Source organism: Sphingobacterium sp. ML3W (assembly GCF_000747525.1).
Lineage (GTDB): Bacteria > Bacteroidota > Bacteroidia > Sphingobacteriales > Sphingobacteriaceae > Sphingobacterium.
In genome coordinates this window covers 207,007-225,608 of sequence record NZ_CP009278.1, presented here as the reverse complement: position 1 = coordinate 225,608, position 18,602 = coordinate 207,007, and the positions used below count along the sequence as shown (strand labels likewise).

General features: G+C 37.1%; 16 protein-coding genes. 6 read left to right on the top strand and 10 right to left on the bottom strand.

The features are described from left to right. Positions 1-56 precede the first annotated feature (56 nt). The 3 genes from KO02_RS01080 (at position 57) to KO02_RS01070 (ending at position 3,799) form a co-directional block, all read left to right on the top strand. Positions 57-1,790: a phospho-sugar mutase gene (locus KO02_RS01080; RefSeq protein WP_038695098.1), complete on the top strand. Its 1,734-nt coding sequence runs from the start codon at positions 57-59 to the stop codon at positions 1,788-1,790. An 8-nt stretch (positions 1,791-1,798) separates the two neighbouring features. Continuing rightward, complete coding sequence (locus tag KO02_RS01075; RefSeq protein ID WP_038695096.1) at positions 1,799-2,347, top strand: NUDIX hydrolase; 549 nt, start codon at positions 1,799-1,801, stop codon at positions 2,345-2,347. A 138-nt stretch (positions 2,348-2,485) separates the two neighbouring features. Further along, the gene (locus KO02_RS01070) at positions 2,486-3,799 is read left to right on the top strand and encodes a hypothetical protein (protein ID WP_038695094.1); all 1,314 of its coding nucleotides are present in this window, start codon (positions 2,486-2,488) and stop codon (positions 3,797-3,799) included. A gap of 47 nt (positions 3,800-3,846) precedes the next feature. Here the strand turns inward: KO02_RS01070 and KO02_RS01065 are convergent, their stop codons facing one another. From KO02_RS01065 to rpmB, 9 genes are all read right to left on the bottom strand, one after another. Continuing rightward, positions 3,847-4,677 (bottom strand): N-acetylmuramoyl-L-alanine amidase, encoded by an 831-nt coding sequence (locus KO02_RS01065; protein ID WP_038695092.1) that lies wholly within the window; start codon positions 4,675-4,677, stop codon positions 3,847-3,849. A gap of 283 nt (positions 4,678-4,960) precedes the next feature. Continuing rightward, positions 4,961-7,834, bottom strand: coding sequence for an aminomethyl-transferring glycine dehydrogenase (gcvP, locus tag KO02_RS01060; RefSeq protein ID WP_038695090.1), 2,874 nt, complete (start codon positions 7,832-7,834; stop codon positions 4,961-4,963). Between the two features lie 420 nt (positions 7,835-8,254). After that, positions 8,255-11,437: a TonB-dependent receptor gene (locus KO02_RS01055; RefSeq protein ID WP_038695088.1), complete on the bottom strand. Its 3,183-nt coding sequence runs from the start codon at positions 11,435-11,437 to the stop codon at positions 8,255-8,257. 110 nt (positions 11,438-11,547) lie between these two features. After that, positions 11,548-13,137: a bacillithiol biosynthesis cysteine-adding enzyme BshC gene (bshC, locus tag KO02_RS01050; RefSeq protein WP_038695086.1), complete on the bottom strand. Its 1,590-nt coding sequence runs from the start codon at positions 13,135-13,137 to the stop codon at positions 11,548-11,550. A 119-nt stretch (positions 13,138-13,256) separates the two neighbouring features. Next, complete coding sequence (gene rimO / locus KO02_RS01045; protein WP_038695084.1) at positions 13,257-14,591, bottom strand: 30S ribosomal protein S12 methylthiotransferase RimO; 1,335 nt, start codon at positions 14,589-14,591, stop codon at positions 13,257-13,259. A gap of 14 nt (positions 14,592-14,605) precedes the next feature. After that, positions 14,606-15,568, bottom strand: a complete 963-nt coding sequence (gene ftsY / locus KO02_RS01040) for a signal recognition particle-docking protein FtsY (protein ID WP_038695082.1) — start codon at positions 15,566-15,568, stop codon at positions 14,606-14,608. Between the two features lie 172 nt (positions 15,569-15,740). Then, positions 15,741-15,902, bottom strand: coding sequence for a DUF4295 domain-containing protein (locus tag KO02_RS23135; RefSeq protein WP_081918277.1), 162 nt, complete (start codon positions 15,900-15,902; stop codon positions 15,741-15,743). A 47-nt stretch (positions 15,903-15,949) separates the two neighbouring features. Beyond that, on the bottom strand, positions 15,950-16,132 hold the full coding sequence (gene rpmG, locus KO02_RS01035) for a 50S ribosomal protein L33 (protein WP_002998409.1): 183 nt from the start codon (positions 16,130-16,132) through the stop codon (positions 15,950-15,952). 81 nt (positions 16,133-16,213) lie between these two features. Further along, the gene (gene rpmB, locus KO02_RS01030; protein ID WP_038695079.1) at positions 16,214-16,447 is read right to left on the bottom strand and encodes a 50S ribosomal protein L28; all 234 of its coding nucleotides are present in this window, start codon (positions 16,445-16,447) and stop codon (positions 16,214-16,216) included. A gap of 216 nt (positions 16,448-16,663) precedes the next feature. On the opposite strand from rpmB, the gene KO02_RS01025 reads away from it, so the two are divergent. The 3 genes from KO02_RS01025 (at position 16,664) to KO02_RS01015 (ending at position 18,112) form a co-directional block, all read left to right on the top strand. Continuing rightward, the gene (locus KO02_RS01025) at positions 16,664-16,888 is read left to right on the top strand and encodes a hypothetical protein (RefSeq protein WP_038695077.1); all 225 of its coding nucleotides are present in this window, start codon (positions 16,664-16,666) and stop codon (positions 16,886-16,888) included. 2 nt (positions 16,889-16,890) lie between these two features. Further along, a complete protein-coding gene (gene recO, locus KO02_RS01020) occupies positions 16,891-17,613 on the top strand; it encodes a DNA repair protein RecO (protein ID WP_038695074.1) in 723 nt (240 codons plus the stop codon). A 73-nt stretch (positions 17,614-17,686) separates the two neighbouring features. Beyond that, positions 17,687-18,112, top strand: a complete 426-nt coding sequence (locus tag KO02_RS01015) for a DUF805 domain-containing protein (RefSeq protein WP_081918276.1) — start codon at positions 17,687-17,689, stop codon at positions 18,110-18,112. 198 nt (positions 18,113-18,310) lie between these two features. Here the strand turns inward: KO02_RS01015 and KO02_RS01010 are convergent, their stop codons facing one another. Next, entirely contained in the window at positions 18,311-18,502 is a 192-nt protein-coding gene (locus KO02_RS01010; RefSeq protein ID WP_038695072.1) for a cold-shock protein, read from the bottom strand. Positions 18,503-18,602 lie beyond the last annotated feature (100 nt).

The window sequence follows — 18,602 nt, the reverse complement described above, 5'->3', positions numbered from 1 at the left end:
TAAAGCAATACATTCCTAAAAAATATTTAATTTGACGGTTTTAATTCACAACAACAATGAATAATCTGGATCAAGAAATACAAGCAAAAGTCAATCAATGGCTTAGCACAGAATATGATGAAGTAACGAGAACGGCGTTGCAAAAGCTAATTGACAACAACGAAATCACAGAATTAACAGATTCATTTTATAAAGATTTAGAATTTGGAACGGGTGGCTTACGCGGAATAATGGGTATCGGCTCCAATAGAATGAATAAATATACCATCGGAAAAGCAACACAAGGATTAGCGAACTATTTAAAAAAACAATTCCCAAACCAAACCATCAAAGCTGCTGTTGCCTTTGATAGCCGCAATAATTCGAAGGCTTTCGGTCAACTTGTTGCTGATGTATTCGCAGCTAATGGGATACAAGTATATTTATTTAATGAGCTTCGTCCCACCCCTCTATTGTCTTTTGCAATCCGTCACTTCGGTTGCCAAAGCGGTGTCATGCTGACTGCGTCTCACAATCCAAAAGAATATAACGGATACAAAGCCTATTGGAATGATGGTTGCCAACTAACTGCCCCACATGATGCCAATGTAATTGCTGAAGTAAATGCCATTCAAAATGTTTCAGAAATCTTATTTCAACCCATCCCTGAGAACATAATCCCTTTAGGTGAAGAGATTGATGACATCTATATTGAAGAAAATAAAAAATTAAGCCTCCACCCAGAAGCAGTTCAAGCTGAAAAAGATCTTAAAATCGTATTCTCTCCCATCCATGGTACAGGAATTACGATTGTTCCAAAAATGTTAAAAGCTTGGGGATTTGAAAATATCTCAGTTGTTGAAGAGCAAGCAACTCCCGATGGAAATTTCCCGACGGTTATCTATCCAAATCCTGAAGAAGAAGATGCCATGGCACTGGCAAAAAAGAAAGGTGAAGAGCTGGATGCAGACCTTGTACTGGCGACAGATCCGGATGCTGATCGCGTTGGAATAGCTGTGAAAAATGATAAAGGAAACTTCCAATTACTCAATGGAAACCAGATTGGCAGCCTACTCGTTTATTATGTATTGAGCGCTAAAAAAGAGCTGAACCAGCTCAATAATAATCCTTATGTAGTCAAAACAATTGTAACAACAAACCTCCAAGCCGATATTGCAAGGCATTTTAACGTTCCCTATCATGAAACATTAACAGGCTTCAAATACATTGGCGAGTTAATGACCAAACTAGGCGATTCGGCGACATATCTTGTCGGCGGAGAGGAAAGCTATGGTTATTTAGTCGGAAGTCTTGTACGCGACAAGGACGCTCCAAATGCATGTGCTTTCTTGGCCGAGATGACAGCCTACTATAAATCAAAAGGCAAGTCGCTCTTCGATGTCTTACTCGATATTTATCAAGAATTTGGTTGTTACCAAGAGAAATTGGTTTCACTTACTAAAAAGGGTAAAGCGGGTGCTGAAGAAATCATAGAAATGATGGATAAACTACGCAACGACCTTCCAAAATCTTTAGGAGGCATCCCAGTTATTGAAGTCCGTGACTATGAACGTTCAATTGCCATTAATATCGCTTCAGGAGACAAAAAAGTAATCGATCTACCTCAGTCTGATGTTTTACAATTCATCACGGCCGATGGCGATGTAATCTCAGCAAGACCATCAGGTACAGAACCTAAAATTAAATTTTATTGTTCTGTCAAAGCACCTTTAACAGATAAAGCTGCATATGACGAACTCCAAAAAGAACTAACAGCAAAAGTGGACCGAATGATGGCCGATATTATTTAATTGGCGATATGAAAAAGTGGAAACTACTCGCATCAGAATACATCTGTAAAGCCCCTTGGGCGACATTGAGAAGAGATACATGCGAACTGCCCAATGGCAAGATTAACGACCATTACTATGTGCTAGAATACCCGAATTGGGTCAATATGGTTGGTATTACAACAGACAATAAGCTAATCATAATCAAGCAGTATCGTCATGCAGCAGGTGAAATCATCCTTGAGATCCCAGCGGGTACAATGGAACCAGGAGAAGAACCACAATATGCTGCAGAGCGAGAAATGCTGGAAGAAACAGGTTATCAATTTTCCAAGATTGAAAAAATTGCAGAACTATATGCCAATCCGGCCACAAGTAAAAATATCACCCATACCTACCTCATGCAAGGAGGAGTAAAAGTACAAGAACAGGATTTGGATGAAAGTGAAGATATCGATGTGTTTCTGGTCTCTTTAGAAGAAGCAAAGGAATTGCTGCTTCAAAACAAATTTGGTCAAGCATTACAGAGTTCAGCGCTATTTTATGCCTTTCACAAATTGAAAATATTTGATGCATAATTGAGGTCAAATTTTACAAATAAAGCTTAAAAAAGGGTTATTTTGATATCAAAATAACCCTTTTATTATCAATCGACTAATTATTCTCTTATCAGCCTTTCGTTTTCAGCAAACTAGCATTTTTCGTACCTTTGCAGCATGGTAAGAGAAATATTTGAAACCAAAAGAAAAGCGCTAAGAATCAATCTAAATGCAGAGATTTATGGCACCTTTGCCGAAATTGGAGCTGGTCAAGAAGTTGCCCGTAATTTTTTCAATGCAGGAGCAGCATCCGGAACAATTGCCAAAACAATGTCGGCTTATGATATGACTTTTAGCGATGCCATCTACGGAGAAGAAGAAGATGGTCGGTATGTAAGTCGTACCCGTTTAACGAAAATGTTGAAACATGAATTCGACTTATTGACCAAACGCTTACATGGTGAAAAATATTGTAATAAAAAATTCTTTGCCTTTGCAGACACCGTCACTACATTAAACTTTACTAAAACCAATGAACCTCATGGTTGGATTGGTTTAAGATTTCAACACGAAGTAGACGGCCCTACCAATGACATCATTATACATGTTAGACTACTCGATAGTGACAACCAATTACAGCAAAAAGTATTGGGTATTATCGGAGTCAACTTACTATTTGCAGCTTACTATTACACCGACAATATACAGACCATGATCGAATCATTGGTCGACAATCTATCGGTGGGTTCTGTTGAAATTGATTTAGTAAAAGCAAGCGGTCCTTTATTTGAAAGCGTCAATGAACGACTCATTAATCTATACCTAATCGCAACGGGTTTTGCTAAAGCAGCAATCTTTAAACCAAATGGTAAAGCTGCACAGATAAAAGACTACCTGTATAAAAAGAATATCATTCTTTTAAGAACAAAATATAGACAAAAATCACTTCCTAACTTTGACTTATTCAACCTTGCCGTTGAACAATTTAAAAAGAACACCGGAGCAACTACAGAAAATACCGTTGTATTGATCGAAGTTTTAATGGGAAATGTCTTAGAGGAAGATCATATCATCACAGACAAAGATCTCGAAGAGTTTGCACATCGTGCAGAGGAACTTTGTTCCACAGGCAACAACATTATTGTCAGCAACTTTAGGAGAAACAATCACCTAGCCGAGTTTATCAATAACTTTAAACCCAAAAATATCGGTATTGCCACCAATGTGTCCAACCTACGAAATATCTTCAACTCGGACAATTACAATAAGGAGCACTACACCAACGAACTTCTTTCTTACATTTCGGGCATGTTCAATAAGAACATCAAACTGTATGCATATCCCTATTTGTTGAAGAAAGAAAACAAGATCATTACCACAAAGAATATGTCAGTTTCAGAAGAGGCTAAACCCTTATTTGATTTCTTGATCAAAAACGGCTATATCATAGACATCGAAAATTACGACATTAAATATGTTAAGACGGTCTAGCGCATATGAGATATAAAAAAATGGGTTCCAAATTGGAGCCCATTTTTTTATAATACCTTTTTATATATCGAGTACAATATCTTCAGATCTTGATCATTTAATAAAGCTACGTTAACATTATTTTGAATATAGTGCTGTTTAAAAGCCTTTATAGCAGCATCTAAATTCTTAACATCATAGCCAATGATCCTTAAGGCTAACTTTGGATTAAAATCCAATGGAGGCGTCTCCAAATACTCGTCGTACCAATACCCAAAGCCCCTATCTGCTAAATTCTTCCAAGGAAAACGAGAAGGGTCATTTTTACGAGTTGGAGCCAGATCCATATGACCAATGAAATTTGCCTGCGGAATATTGTATTTCACCTTCAGGTACGACAGCAATTCCATAAGCGCATTGATCTGTACATCCGTCCACGGATCCGTTGTGCCGTTATTATCCAGCTCGATACCGATAGAAGATGAGTTAAGATCCATATCATTGCCCCACTTACCCAGTCCAGCATGATGAGCACGATAATAGTCATTGACCATTTGCACCACCTTACCTGTACGCCCAACTACGTAGTGTGCGCTAACGCCGGCCTTCTCCGAATGAAAGGTACGTATCGTTTGTCCTAAAGAATCTTGTGCAGTATGGTGGATAACAACATAGTTCGGTTTACGCATACCAAAATTAGTCGATGCTATCCATTCTTTTTCAATAGATGCCGGTAATTTCATGATTGCTTGATTCACAACAGGGTTAGCACCATATTCTTTTGAAAATTCCTTTGCCTTTTTCTTATAGATTTTTTCTGTAGCGGCATACTTACCTGTCGAACAGGACGCAAATAAACCAGCTATAAGGAGAAAAGTTAATGTTGATTTTATTTTCATTATTAAATAATTACGACATGAGCCCGCAGGCTCGACTTGTTTATCATTTATTTTTAAGGCATTCAAGTTCCATTCAGCAGTTTTAAAGAAAATGAAGCTTGTCTAAGTTATTCATTTCTTTCAAATTATTGACCCAAAGATACTTCTAAATTTAAAATATGCACGCTTACAGATGAGTTTGATAGCAGCAAGAGAACGGCATCAAGTTGATCCCTAAAACGGCCATTAAACAAAAAAAGCCTTCATGATGAAATGAAGGCTTTTTTTTATTTATATGCTTTGACTATGCTTCAGCGTATTCTTCAATAGAAGGACATGAACAAATTAACGTTCTATCCCCTTGAGAATCGTTTACACGACCTACAGAAGGCCAAAATTTACGATCTTTCAAATAAGATAAAGGATATGCCGCATTTTGACGAGAATATGGTCTATTCCACTCATCAGCTGTAACAATTGCAGCTGTATGAGGAGCATGTTTCAATACGTTCTCTACACGATCAACTTCACCCGCTTCCACCGCAGCAACTTCCGCACGAATAGCAATTAAAGCGTCGCAGAAGCGATCGATTTCAGCTTTAGACTCAGACTCCGTTGGTTCAACCATTAATGTACCTGCAACTGGGAAAGAAACTGTTGGCGCATGGAAACCATAATCCATCAATCTTTTTGCAATATCAGCAACTTCAACACCTACATTTTTATAGGAGCGACAATCTAAAATCATCTCATGTGCACAACGACCATTAATACCTGAATATAAAACTGGATAATGGTTTTCTAAACGAGACTTGATATAGTTCGCGTTTAAAATAGCTGTTTTAGTAGCTGTTGTCAATCCGTCACCACCCATCATAGCGATATAAGCATGAGAGATAATTAAGATAGAAGCAGAACCAAATGGAGCTGCAGATACCGCAGTGATACCTTCTTCGCCAGAAACTTCTACCACTTCGTGGTTAGGTAAGAAAGGTACTAAGTGTGCTGCTACGCCGATTGGACCCATACCTGGGCCACCACCACCGTGAGGGATACAGAATGTTTTATGCAAGTTCAAGTGACATACGTCAGCACCGATACGACCAGGACTAGTCAAACCAACTTGTGCATTCATATTGGCACCATCCATATATACTTGTCCACCATTTGCATGGATAATCTCACAAATTTCAATAATAGGCTCTTCAAATACACCGTGTGTAGATGGATAAGTCACCATAAATGAATTTAAGTTTGCAGCATGCTCTTCTGCTTTCGCTCTCAAGTCTGCTACATCGATATTACCACGCTCGTCACATTTAACAACCACTACTTTCAATCCAGCCATAGATGCTGAAGCAGGGTTAGTACCATGCGCAGAAGCAGGGATTAAACAGATATTACGGTTATGCTCGCCGCGACTTTCGTGATAAGCACGAATCACCATTAAACCAGCATACTCACCTTGAGCGCCAGAGTTTGGTTGGAAACTCATTTTTGCAAAACCCGTGATTTCTGACAACCAATCATTCAACTCACCGATCAATTGCATATAACCTGAAGTTTGATCCGTAGGAGCAAATGGATGTAAGCCACCAAAATTAGACCAAGTAACTGGAGTCATCTCAGCAGTCGCATTCAATTTCATTGTACATGACCCTAAAGGAATCATAGAATGACATAAAGATAAATCTTTCGCTTCTAATGATTTGATGTAACGTAACATCTCACTCTCAGAATGGTAGCTGTTAAAGATAGGATGTGTTAAGTAAGCAGAAGTACGAACCAATTCAGCTGGAAGAGCCGATGTCAATGCAGCTTCAATTGATTCGAAATCAACATCAGCAATATTTTTAGCTTTTACTTTAGCAAATACTTTAACAATCGTTAAGATATCTTCATATGTTGTCGTCTCGTCGATAGAGATACTCACAACCGAACCTACATAATGGAAGTTCAACTCGTTGTTTAAAGCTTCTGATTTCAAACCAGCTGCTTCTCCTTCTAATTCGAAACGAACAGTATCAAAGTAGTTTTTATTTAATTGCTTATACCCTAATTGTTGTACTGCTTGATCTAACAATTGAGTCAAATCATGAATACGACCTGCAATATTTTTAAGTCCTTGTGGACCATGGTATACAGCATAAAAAGATGCCATAATCGCTAATAAAGCTTGTGCAGTACAAATGTTAGAAGAAGCTTTATCACGACGGATATGTTGTTCACGTGTTTGTAATGCCATACGCAATGCGTAATTGCCATTAGAATCTGTTGTGACACCAATAATACGTCCTGGAATATTACGCTTGTAAGTGTCCTTTGTTGCAAAGAAAGCTGCGTGAGGTCCACCAAATCCCATTGGTACACCAAAACGTTGCGAAGTACCAACCACGACATCAGCACCCCATTCTCCTGGAGGAGTCAAGACCGCTAAGCTCATCAAGTCTGCAGCCGCACATACCGTAATATGTTTAGCGTGAGCAGCCGTTGTAAAAGCGCTATAATCGATGATGGAACCATCTGCTGCAGGGTATTGAACAAATGCTGCGAAAACATCATCTGTCAATTGCTCTTCAGCAATTGCAGTTATTCTCAGTTCAATGCCAAATGATAACGCACGAGTACGGATAACATCGATTGTTTGGGGATAGGCATTTTCAGAAACTAAAAATACATTAGCCGCTTTATTTTTACGAGCAGAATACAACATAAACATCGCCTCTGCAGCAGCAGTAGCCTCGTCCAACAAAGATGCATTTGCAATTTCTAAGCCTGTTAAATCACAAACAACAGTTTGGAAATTTAATAATGCTTGTAAGCGACCTTGCGCAATCTCTGCTTGGTAAGGAGTATATTGTGTATACCATCCTGGATTTTCAAAGACATTTCTTTGAATAACACCTGGCAATATCACATCAAAATATCCTTGTCCGATATAAGACTTGAAAACTTTATTTTTTTCTGCGATTTGTTTTACCCTTTTCAAATAAGCGGTTTCGCTTAAAGCAGCAGGCAATTGTAAAGCTTGTTTAGCACGAATTTGTGCAGGAACAGTTTGCTCGATAAGTTGGTCTAGCGAATCAACGCCCAAAAAATCCAACATTTCTTTCGTTTCAACAGCACTAGGTCCGTTGTGGCGATCTTCAAATTTCTCTTGAAAATGTATGTTACTCATGTGTGCAAAAAATTAATGCCTTCTGCTAGATTTTTATTTTTTTGGTTCTCTTAAAAATAATAGCAAAATAGCTGCTTTTTGGATGTGCAAAGATACATTTTTTCAAGTCCTAAAAAAAGCAGATTCTCTGGTAAAACCAAATATTATAATGCGATTATAAAACAATCGTTTGCAATCTGATCTAAAGTCAAATTTTTCAACATTTTTTATTTGCAGGAAATGCTAAAAACAGAACAATCCAATCCTGAATAATAGCTCCACGACAAGCGGCATCCTTAAAGGTTATGTTATAACAGGTGAAAAATAAACTCCAAATCTATAAACACCTATCAATAAGCCAGATTAAATCTAAAACAACAAATATCAATGCCAGAAAGCAGGCAATCCTTAAAAATAAGAATTGCCTATTATGTGCTCATATTAGAAAGAATACCGTAAACCCAACTGAAATTGATACGGATTACCAGAAGGAATAACAACCCCAGTATTGTTCAAATTGTAGTTAAACTGTTGCTTATTGGAATCAAAAGCAGGTAATGCTGGATTACCATCTGCAGCCTTGACACCCAACGAGTACAATGCCTGGTTGCCCAAAGATTCGTTCACACCCCAAGATTTCTTAAATAAGTTGGCCACATTAAACAAATCAGCAGACACTTCCAAAGCATGAGATTTATAGAGATTAAACTTCTTTGCGATACGCAAATCAATCAATCCATAAAAGCCATTGACGCCACCATTACGTTCAGCAATCATGCCCTCATATTTCTCGATGTAATCTTTTAAGCTCTGACTTGCATTTGGATTATCCAATAAAGCATGTAGGCCATTAACCAGATTAGTTGGAGTTTTTGCACTGTTCGGGTCAAAAATAAAAGCCAAATCATTATCACCCGCCACAAAATCACCATTGATGTTACCCCCGGCAAGCAAACTATAACGTGAGCCACCTATACCTGAATAACGGACCCCTACACTTACGCCATAAAATGTTGGCAAAGTTCCATAAATAACGACTTTATTGCGGAATTGATTATTTGAATAGGACATTTTACTCAAATCCCTAGGATCATCCTTTACCGCTAAAGATAGTGTTGCGGTATTCGCTACATTTCCATTATATGAGGTATTATCTTTTGCATCATTCCAAGTATAACTAACAGATAGAGAACCATCTTTATAATATTGGTAACTCGCGTCTAGCACAACAGCAAATTGGTTGACTTTACCCTCTGAGTTCAACTCTAATACACGACCAAACTTATTGGAGATACGTCCTTGTTTCCAATCCGATTCACCGTTCACAATAGCAGATGCTGGAACATAGACGCCACGATTATCTTCATTCACCAATCTAAAAAATGGATCCTTTACCATGTTTCTATCCACATACATGTAATTATTCCGTCCGAGGTTCATGTATGCTGAAATACCAGCTTTCAATTTTTCTGTGAAGAAATGAGAATATGAGGCATTTGCCTTATAGACTACCGGTATTTTAGCATCAGGCCCATAAGTATTAATCGTAGGAACTTGAAATTGCTCCAAAGTTGGAGCTGATGAAGGATCTTTACGGTATTGGACAAAATCTGGTGTTGGTACATCCCCACCCCGAACATCGACTGTTGCAAAATGCTTCCCATCAAATGTCAGGTTGTTAATTGTCATATAGTTATTGATATCTGAGGCAAATATCCCACCCCCAATGCGGAAAAAATCTTTATGCTCCTCATTAACATCCCATGTCATCTGGAAGCGCGGTTGTATCACCAATGACTTTAACTTATGATCCGTTCGTACACCAACCTCTTTCAACAGCTCTTCATTCAAAGGAGAAGTCGGATAGTGTCCATAGTCAAACCGTAAGCCAGCTACCAAGTCCAAACCAGTCGCAATTTTAGACTGCAATTGACCATAGGCCCCCGCGTTGAATATCTTACCTACAACGGTCGGATCGGTTACCAATGGTACTTCTCTGTAGTAATTATAGGCATTCCGATCTTGAAAATTTTGCAATGCGGTCCTACTATCGCTTGCTCCAAAATGAAAACGACCATTTACCTCACTACCATAAATAGAACTCGCATGCGTATACATCAAATCAACTCCAAATGTATAATTAATCTTATCTGTACTATAATAAAGATTATTGACCAACTGGAACACGTTGTTTTTAAAAGATTCTTGAGCAAAACGATGTCCTCCTAATTGGGCTGTAGTTTTTAAATCATTGCTACCTACTTTAGAGACAATATTCTCGACAATAGCACGAGGGATGTTTTGACTTGGCAATAGATCACCAGGGCTACTATTTTGGTAAGTATAAAGGTGCTGTAACTTGAGTTCATTGGTTACATTAGCGGAAACAGACGTCCGCAAAGTCGCCAAAAAACTATTATCAATATTCTTATCATTTCCATAAGATTCGTATAATGTAATAGGCTTATTATCTTGTAACCCTAATTTATTGAGGTCACTGGTAAAGTTATTGCGGATGGTTAATAAATTACTCGAATTGATTTGCCAATCAATACGCCCAAAAACAGCATCAGAACCTCTTTTCTTATCAAAAGACCCAAACTGACGGTCGTTACTCAACCCATATTTTTCTCTACCGATATCCACGAACGCATTTAAATTGTCTTGGGTGATTCTAAAACGCTCCTCATCCAAAGTGGAGGTTATATCTGCGATGATCAAGGGTCTTGTATCCTGCTGATGATCCCAAGCGACAAAATAATGTAACTTATCTTTAATGATTGGTCCACCTAATGTAAAACCATACTGATAAGTAGAAAAATCATTCGTCCGCTTCTTTCCATCTATAGTATTCGGACTAGATAACCAATCTGCTCGAGAATAGACCCAAGCACTTCCCTGTGTTTTATTCGTCCCTTGTTTAGTAACGGCACTTACAGTACCTCCTCCTGCCCTACCATAGGTAACATCGTATTGATTTGTGACCACCTTAAATTCTCGAACTGCTTCAATTGAAATCGAGAATGGAGCGCCACTCCTACTTGTTGTGGACCCTGCTGAAGTTGGATTTTTTGCATTCATCCCATCAATGGTAAAGTTTGTGGAAGAACCCAATTGGCCACCAATATTATCTCCTTTACTCAGAGGCGATAGATCCATCAATGAAGTAAAATTCCGCCCATTAACAGGTAATTTCGCAATGTCCTTTGCCGTTACGGAGGTCGCCGCACCCAGATTCTCAATTTGATTTTTTAATGTGCTTGTTCCTTTAAGTTCTACAGTTTCTAAAACATTTGAAGCATTTTGAATAGAAATATTCTGGCGAATAAGATCTCCTTGGTTCAGATTAAATCCGCGTCTTATCTGCTCGCCATATCCGATATAGCTAACCTTAAGTGTATAAGGACCACCCAAAGGCAATTCTTTAAAATTATAGTCTCCATTTACATTCGTAGATGTTTTCGTTGTAAAGCCTGTCGATTCATTGCGAACCTCTACAGAAGCTCCCTGCACTCCTCTGGAATTTTCATCTGTAATTTTCCCTGCAAAGCCAGCTTGAGTTGTCTGCGCATATAAACCGGTTCCGATTACTGTTAAACATGTGGTTAGTAAAAATTCTTTCATCTAGTATTTTGTTACATTGTTAGTAAACAAAACTAACCACAACCTATTAACTAGAACTGAACTCTATGTTATCAAATTATAAATGAAAAAAGCCAGCAATTAGCTGACTTTTAATATAATATCGTGAATTTAAAATCCAAGGGATTAAAATGCTTGTATAACTCGTCGAATAAAGAATCGCCATATTTCACATAGAGCAGTCCAAAGTTTTCAGACCTTTCTTGTAGCCCACCCCCCGGGAAGAGACGTTCTTTAATATGGTCAATATTGGATAAAGCATCTTTATGATTTCGCTTTTCAGCGCGCATTAATTTTTTCTCTAAATTATTGATTGCTTTTTTAAGTCGTGCTTTTATCGCTTCAGTACTTGGAGCTAGGCTTGGATCGATCTTATGTGTGCGAAGCTTTATTTTTCCAAATATAGCATTCAACTCCATCCATTCATCGTTCAAATTTAAACGATGCTTAGTCTGCCTGCGTACGAATTCTTTTTTTAGAATCTCACTATCTCGAAATATACTTTTAAAAGTAAGATCCTGTCTAAATATCTTAGAAACAACATTATCTTCTGTGATCATCGCCGAATTACGAGGGATTAAGATTGGAAAATCAATATTATATTGATCGAAGTTCGCTTTTAATTGCATCCAATAAACCATCTCCGCACCACCACCAATATAGGCCAAGTTTGGTAAGATCAGCTCTTGATACAACGGGCGCATCACAACATTAGGACTAAACCGCTCTGGATAAGCATCGATTTCTTTCTCCAATTCCGCTTTTGTGAAATATATATCCTGATGCAAAACTTCATAGCGACCATCTGCATTTAACACAATCCGTTCGCGATAGGTATCAGTCAAATAGAAGAAATTGATTTCACGCGCATGCACCTGTGTCGCAAAACCCGCATCTTCCAATGCCTTTGATGTACTACCAATGGCTTGAAAACTCTTTTCTGTTAAAATATCTTCCGCAATAATAGGTTTGAAAACCGTTTTTAGAGCCTTATCATCTGCATCGATAATTACTAATCCAAATTTTTTAAACAATTCGTTCACCAAATATCGCGTTGCATCAGCTAATTTAGGATGCTTGAGATAAGCGTCCTCAACAATGCTGGCAAGTTTACACGAATGCTCAGAAAGTCCTAAAACACCCGTATATTGCTTTACAGCCTGAACAATGGAATCGGTATCCATTCGCCCGGTAGCAGACACAGTTGGTGTATCCCAAACGATTTTCTTACCAGAAAGTTTGGTATGATTAATTTCTACAAAATCATGATCCTCCGTTGCCATCCAATAAACAGGAATAAATTCCTTGTCCGGAAACTTTGCCTTCAGATCATCTGCTAAACGAATAGCTGTAATGATCTTAAATATAAAATAAAGAGGTCCTGTAAAAATATTAAGTTGATGCCCAGTCGTAACCGTATAGGCATCTTCGAGCAGTAGTTTATCAATATTGGTCGAAACCTGAGGGGAAGAATTTAAAAAATCGCCATATTGCACCTTTAATCGATCAACTAAAAGTGTACGCGAAAGAAAGGGTTTTTTTTCCTTGATCTGCTTTTCAAAACCAGCTAATGTCGGCCAATTCCCAATAAAAGGAGCCAAAGTTTGATCTTGATTCAAATAGGCAATAAGGGTCTTAGAAAAGCTGTTGGTCTCGCTATAGTCTATATAAGTTGCTTTCATTCGTGATTACATTTGCACTAAAACAGATTAATATACATAATTGCTATACAAAATAAGCAATTTTATTTTCTCTGCGCACAAATGTAGTGTTTACGAATAAAAGCAACGATTGTTATCTATTATTTGACAATTGATCCATATAAATCAAAGTCTTCTGCACGGTCGACTTTTACATCTACAAAATCACCAATACGAGCATAGTTTGTTTTTGCATCCAATACAACTTCATTGTCTACCTCTGGTGAGTCATATTCAGTTCGTCCGATAAAGTAATCACCATCAACGCGGTCGATCAACACTTTGTAAGTATTGCCTATTTTATCCTGATTAATCTCAAAAGAAATACCTTGCTGCACTTCCATGATCGCTTCTACGCGCTCTTGCTTTGTTTCCTCAGGGACATTATCCTCCAATGAATGGGCGTGAGTTTTTTCTTCATGCGAATAAGTAAAACAACCCAGGCGGTCAAAACGTGTCTCCTCAACCCATTCCAACATCTCTTGAAAATCTTGTTCGGTCTCATCAGGATATCCACAGATCAATGTCGTACGCAATGCGATATTTGGAACTTTATCGCGGATTTTATTAACTAAGTCAATCTGTTTCTGTTTGCTTGTACCACGGCGCATAGAAGTCAACATACGATCTGAAATATGTTGTAATGGCATATCTAGGTAATTACAGATATTCGAACGCTCGTTCATCGCATCCAAAATATCCATCGGGAAACCCGAAGGATAAGCATATTGCAAACGGATCCAATCGATACCCTCTACATCAGACAAATGGCGCATCAAATCAGAAAGATTACGTTTCCCGTAAATATCCAAACCATAATAGGTCAAGTCTTGGGCAATCAGAATTAATTCTTTCGTTCCATTAGAAGCTAAAAACTTTGCTTCTTTAACCAAATCATCGATTGATTTTGAAACGTGCTTACCACGCATTAACGGAATAGCGCAAAATGAACAAGGGCGGTTACAACCTTCAGCTATCTTAAAATAAGAATAGTGCGAAGGTGTCGTCAACATACGTTCACCTAACAATTCATGACGGTAATCTGCTCCAATAGATTTTAATAAATCTGGCAAATCATTTGTCCCGAAATAAGCGTCAACATTCGATATTTCAGACTCCAACTCCGGTTTATATCGTTCCGAAAGACAGCCGGTAACAATGACCTTATTTATCTTTCCTTCTTCTTTCAATTCGGAGAATTGCAAGATTGTATCAATAGATTCCTGTTTGGCATTATCAATAAAACCACAGGTATTAATGACAACGATATCGTTTTCTTGAATATTAGTCGCCTCATGTACGACTTCGATTTGGTTACCTTTTAATTGTCCCATCAAAACTTCACTATCGTGAATGTTCTTAGAACAGCCTAATGTAACCACATTGACACGAGGTTTTGATTTTGGCTCTACAGCCTTGCTATATTTTGTTTTCATACATTGGATGTGAATTACTTGAACAGCGAATCCACAAACTCTTTTTTGTTGAATAACTGTAAATCGCCGATTTTCTCACCGACACCAATATATTTTACAGGTATTTTAAATTGATCTGATATGCCGATAACTACGCCACCTTTTGCCGTACCATCCAACTTCGTTAGTGCTAACGCATTGACATCAGTTGCTTGCGTAAATTGCGTACATTGTTCTATTGCATTCTGACCCGTAGAAGCATCTAAAACCAATAGAATCTCATGTGGTGCACCAGGAATTACCTTTTGCATTACATTTTTTATTTTCCCCAATTCATTCATCAAGCCGACCTTATTATGAAGACGACCTGCAGTATCAATGATACAGACATCATCGCCATTGGACACGGCAGATTGGATTGCATCGTAAGCAACAGAAGCCGGGTCAGAGCCCATCGCTTGCGCTACCACACGAACACCAACACGTTCACCCCAAAGTTTGATTTGTTCTACTGCAGCAGCGCGAAAGGTATCCGCAGCACCCAAAACAACTTTATTACCTGCAGTTTTCAATTGGTGAGCAAGCTTGCCAATTGTCGTTGTTTTACCAACACCATTGACCCCTACTACCATAATCACATATGGCTTGTGATTGCCGTATTCAAAATTTTCAAAGTCAGAACTATTATTTTCTGCGAGTAACTCTTGAATCTCTTCTTTCAATAACGTATTCAGCTCTGAAGTCGATATATATTTATCACGTGCAACACGTGATTGGATACGCTCTACAATCTTTAAAGTGGTGGTCACGCCAACATCGGAGGTCACCAATATTTCTTCCAAATTATCTAAAACATCATCATCGATTGTTGATTTACCAACAACTGCTTTTGTAATTTTAGAAAAGAAACCTTCCTTGGTCTTCTCCAAACTTTTATCCAGAGCCTCTTGAGCTTCAGGAGTTTCTTGTTTTTTCTTGAAAAAATCGAATAATCCCATTTAAATATGTTTCACTTGTGAATACGTTAATATTTACTTCCAAATCAGTAGCAATACTGAATGCCAAAGATAGAGATTTGAAACCAACAAAAAAAGCCCTTTCGGTGTATACCAAAACGGCTATTTTTTGAATTCTTTTTAAAGAAAAACTTTAAAAAAGGAAAATTACAAGTTATTTAGCAGCCTGTGCTAAAGTATCTTTTACTTTATCATTGTGAACCATAGCTTCTTTGAAAGTATAAGCTCCAGTTTTAGTTGATCTAGTAGTAATAATAACCTTTGTAAATTCTTTACCGCCACCTTTTTGTAACGATGCAACAGATTTTTTTGCCATGGTATTAATATTTTAACTTAGCGCTTATGAGGCAACTAAGATGTGAATTACTTAATTTCTTTGTGAACAGTAACTTTTCTCAATACTGGGTTGAATTTTTTCAATTCTAAACGCTCAGTTGTATTCTTTTTGTTCTTAGTCGTGATGTAACGAGACATTCCCGGAAGACCACTTTCTTTGTGTTCAGTACATTCTAAGATAACTTGTACTCTATTTCCTTTTTTAGCCATTGTTTTACTTTATTTTGAATCCTAAAAAGTATTAGGATTGAAATTCATGAATGATATTTTATGCAACAGGCGAAAAATCAATTAGATTGATCCTTTTTTAATGAACTTACCGATAGCAGAAGTGATACCGATTTTGTTGATCGTTTTAATCGCCGAAGTCGAAACTTTTAATGTAATCCAACGATCTTCTTCTGGAATGAAGAAACGTTTAGTTTGTAAATTTGGGTAAAATTTACGTTTTGTTTTAGCGTTAGAATTAGATACATTATATCCATTCATTGCTGTTTTGCCTGTTAAATCACAAATTCTTGACATGATATTATGTTATTTTGTTGTCTTAATTTAAATATATCTTTTCGCAAAGAGTGTGCAAATATCTATATTTATTTTGTTAAATGCAACAATTTTAAGGATTTATTTTTAAAAAAATAAAAATCTAGGTCCTAGTAATGGCAAAAATAATGTATTTAATTATATTATATTTGCTAAAACAACGAAAATAGTTTTCAACAATTCACATTTGTAAACATCATGAATAAATATTTACGCAGAGGACTATTAGAAATTATTCTTGCTATTATTCTCATTTTGATAGGATATTACCTGATGCAATTGCAAAACAACTGGTATAAACCGATGATGATCTTAGGGGTACTTTCATTTGGAATTGGATTCTTGCGTATCATTTATCGCCTGATTCGTAAAATTGACAGAAATGCATTGTTGGAAATCCGAAAGAATAAAAAAGAAAATTAAATATGCTTCATAAAACAAGAGGTATTGTACTTAAATCGACTAATTATTCCGAAAGTAGTGTCGTTGCACAAATTTACACGGAACATTTCGGCTTGCAATCCTACCTCGTCAATGGAGCGCGCAAACCAAAAGCGAAAATTAGATCCGGCTTTCTTCAAGCGTTGCATCCCCTGGATATGGTTGTAACCTTTAAAGATAACAATGGGCTACAGCGCATATCCGAAGCACATCAAGTACCTCCTCTAAAAACAATACCATACGATATCGTCAAAAGCTCATTGGCGATATTCCTCAATGAAGTACTCTATAAAATATTACGCGAACAAGCGGGTGATCCACATCTCTTTGAATATTTGTTTCACGCCATTCAATGGCTCGATGAATCTGAAAAAAATTTAGCCAACTTCCATTTGGTTTTTTTAATTAATTTGAGTCGGTTTTTAGGTTTTTACCCTGTAGAGGCTGCAAAAAATTATCCCTATTTCAATCTAGAGGCCGCGACATTCTCCAACCAACTTCCAGAGCATCCATATGTCTTGCAGGAGCCGCATACCTCACTATTTAGAAAATTAATGGCAACAGAGTTCAATAACTCGGAGGATATCAAAATGAGCACAAAAGACCGTCAAATACTCTTGGAAAAAATAATTGACTACTACCGGCTTCATCTCACGAATTTCAAAGAAGTAAAATCGTTGTATATTTTAGAAGAAATATTCCATTAAATCAATTTAATAGAAAATATTTTTTCTATTTTAGATAAGATTATAACACAATTACTAACTTAAATTTATTGCTATGGAATGGTTTCTAAAAGTAGTCCGCGACAACTACGCAAATTTCAATGGTCGTGCACGCAGAAAAGAATATTGGATGTTTACATTAATCTACTTTATCATCAGTAGTGTTCTGGCTATTTTGGGCCTCATGTTTTCATCATTTAACTACATCTCCTATATTGTAAGCCTCGCCCTATTAATCCCGAGTTTAGCCGTTTCAGTCAGACGCCTTCATGATATTAATAAAACAGGATGGCTGATGTTATTATGTATCATACCATTCGTCAATTTCTATTTGTTATATCTTTTTTTCTTAGAAGGTGACAAATTTAGTAACGACTACGGCGAAGATCCAAAAGCCATCGAACATGACAGTACCCCATTCACACATAACAATCCTTTCGAAAGAGGGAATAATGACCCGATTCCTCCACATAATTCGTAACTAAATGTTGCCGAATAGAAGTCAGTGCATTACGTGAAGTCCACTATTAATTGTTGCGGATTTTTCCAATTCCACAATCCAACGCTTTTTCTTTCATATAGATAGGCAATGGTATAAAAGCACAGTTAATAAAATATAAAAAAGCCCGATTTCATAAGAAATCGGGCTTTTCTACAATAAATATATCTTAAAATCTGATTAGATAACTTTTACATTTACCGCATTAAGACCTTTACGACCTTGTTCAACTTCGTAAGAAACGTTGTCATTTTCACGAATTTTGTCTACTAAACCAGAAACGTGAACGAAGATTTCGCTCTCGCCTGAATTTGGAATGATGAAACCGAAACCTTTGGTTTCATTAAAGAATTTTACTACACCTTCTTGCATTGTTTATTGTATTAAATTTCTTAAAGATATTTAAAAATTATTAAAAACCTTAAACTTTTTTAATTTTTTTCCATTAAACTTCTTCATTCAAAATAGGTCT

Excerpts from the sequence above, each read along its gene's own strand:
- KO02_RS23135 (WP_081918277.1), bottom strand. The coding sequence starts at position 15,902 with ATGGCAAAAAAATCTGTTGCATCGTTACAAAAAGGTGGCGGTAAAGAA.
- KO02_RS01080 (WP_038695098.1), top strand. The coding sequence starts at position 57 with ATGAATAATCTGGATCAAGAAATACAAGCAAAAGTCAATCAATGGCTT.
- KO02_RS01070 (WP_038695094.1), top strand. The coding sequence starts at position 2,486 with ATGGTAAGAGAAATATTTGAAACCAAAAGAAAAGCGCTAAGAATCAAT.
- rpmB (WP_038695079.1), bottom strand. The coding sequence starts at position 16,447 with ATGTCAAGAATTTGTGATTTAACAGGCAAAACAGCAATGAATGGATAT.
- KO02_RS01055 (WP_038695088.1), bottom strand. The coding sequence starts at position 11,437 with ATGAAAGAATTTTTACTAACCACATGTTTAACAGTAATCGGAACCGGT.
- gcvP (WP_038695090.1), bottom strand. The coding sequence starts at position 7,834 with ATGAGTAACATACATTTTCAAGAGAAATTTGAAGATCGCCACAACGGA.
- KO02_RS01075 (WP_038695096.1), top strand. The coding sequence starts at position 1,799 with ATGAAAAAGTGGAAACTACTCGCATCAGAATACATCTGTAAAGCCCCT.
- recO (WP_038695074.1), top strand. The coding sequence starts at position 16,891 with ATGCTTCATAAAACAAGAGGTATTGTACTTAAATCGACTAATTATTCC.
- rimO (WP_038695084.1), bottom strand. The coding sequence starts at position 14,591 with ATGAAAACAAAATATAGCAAGGCTGTAGAGCCAAAATCAAAACCTCGT.
- rpmG (WP_002998409.1), bottom strand. The coding sequence starts at position 16,132 with ATGGCTAAAAAAGGAAATAGAGTACAAGTTATCTTAGAATGTACTGAA.
- KO02_RS01015 (WP_081918276.1), top strand. The coding sequence starts at position 17,687 with ATGGAATGGTTTCTAAAAGTAGTCCGCGACAACTACGCAAATTTCAAT.
- KO02_RS01065 (WP_038695092.1), bottom strand. The coding sequence starts at position 4,677 with ATGAAAATAAAATCAACATTAACTTTTCTCCTTATAGCTGGTTTATTT.
- bshC (WP_038695086.1), bottom strand. The coding sequence starts at position 13,137 with ATGAAAGCAACTTATATAGACTATAGCGAGACCAACAGCTTTTCTAAG.
- ftsY (WP_038695082.1), bottom strand. The coding sequence starts at position 15,568 with ATGGGATTATTCGATTTTTTCAAGAAAAAACAAGAAACTCCTGAAGCT.
- KO02_RS01010 (WP_038695072.1), bottom strand. The coding sequence starts at position 18,502 with ATGCAAGAAGGTGTAGTAAAATTCTTTAATGAAACCAAAGGTTTCGGT.
- KO02_RS01025 (WP_038695077.1), top strand. The coding sequence starts at position 16,664 with ATGAATAAATATTTACGCAGAGGACTATTAGAAATTATTCTTGCTATT.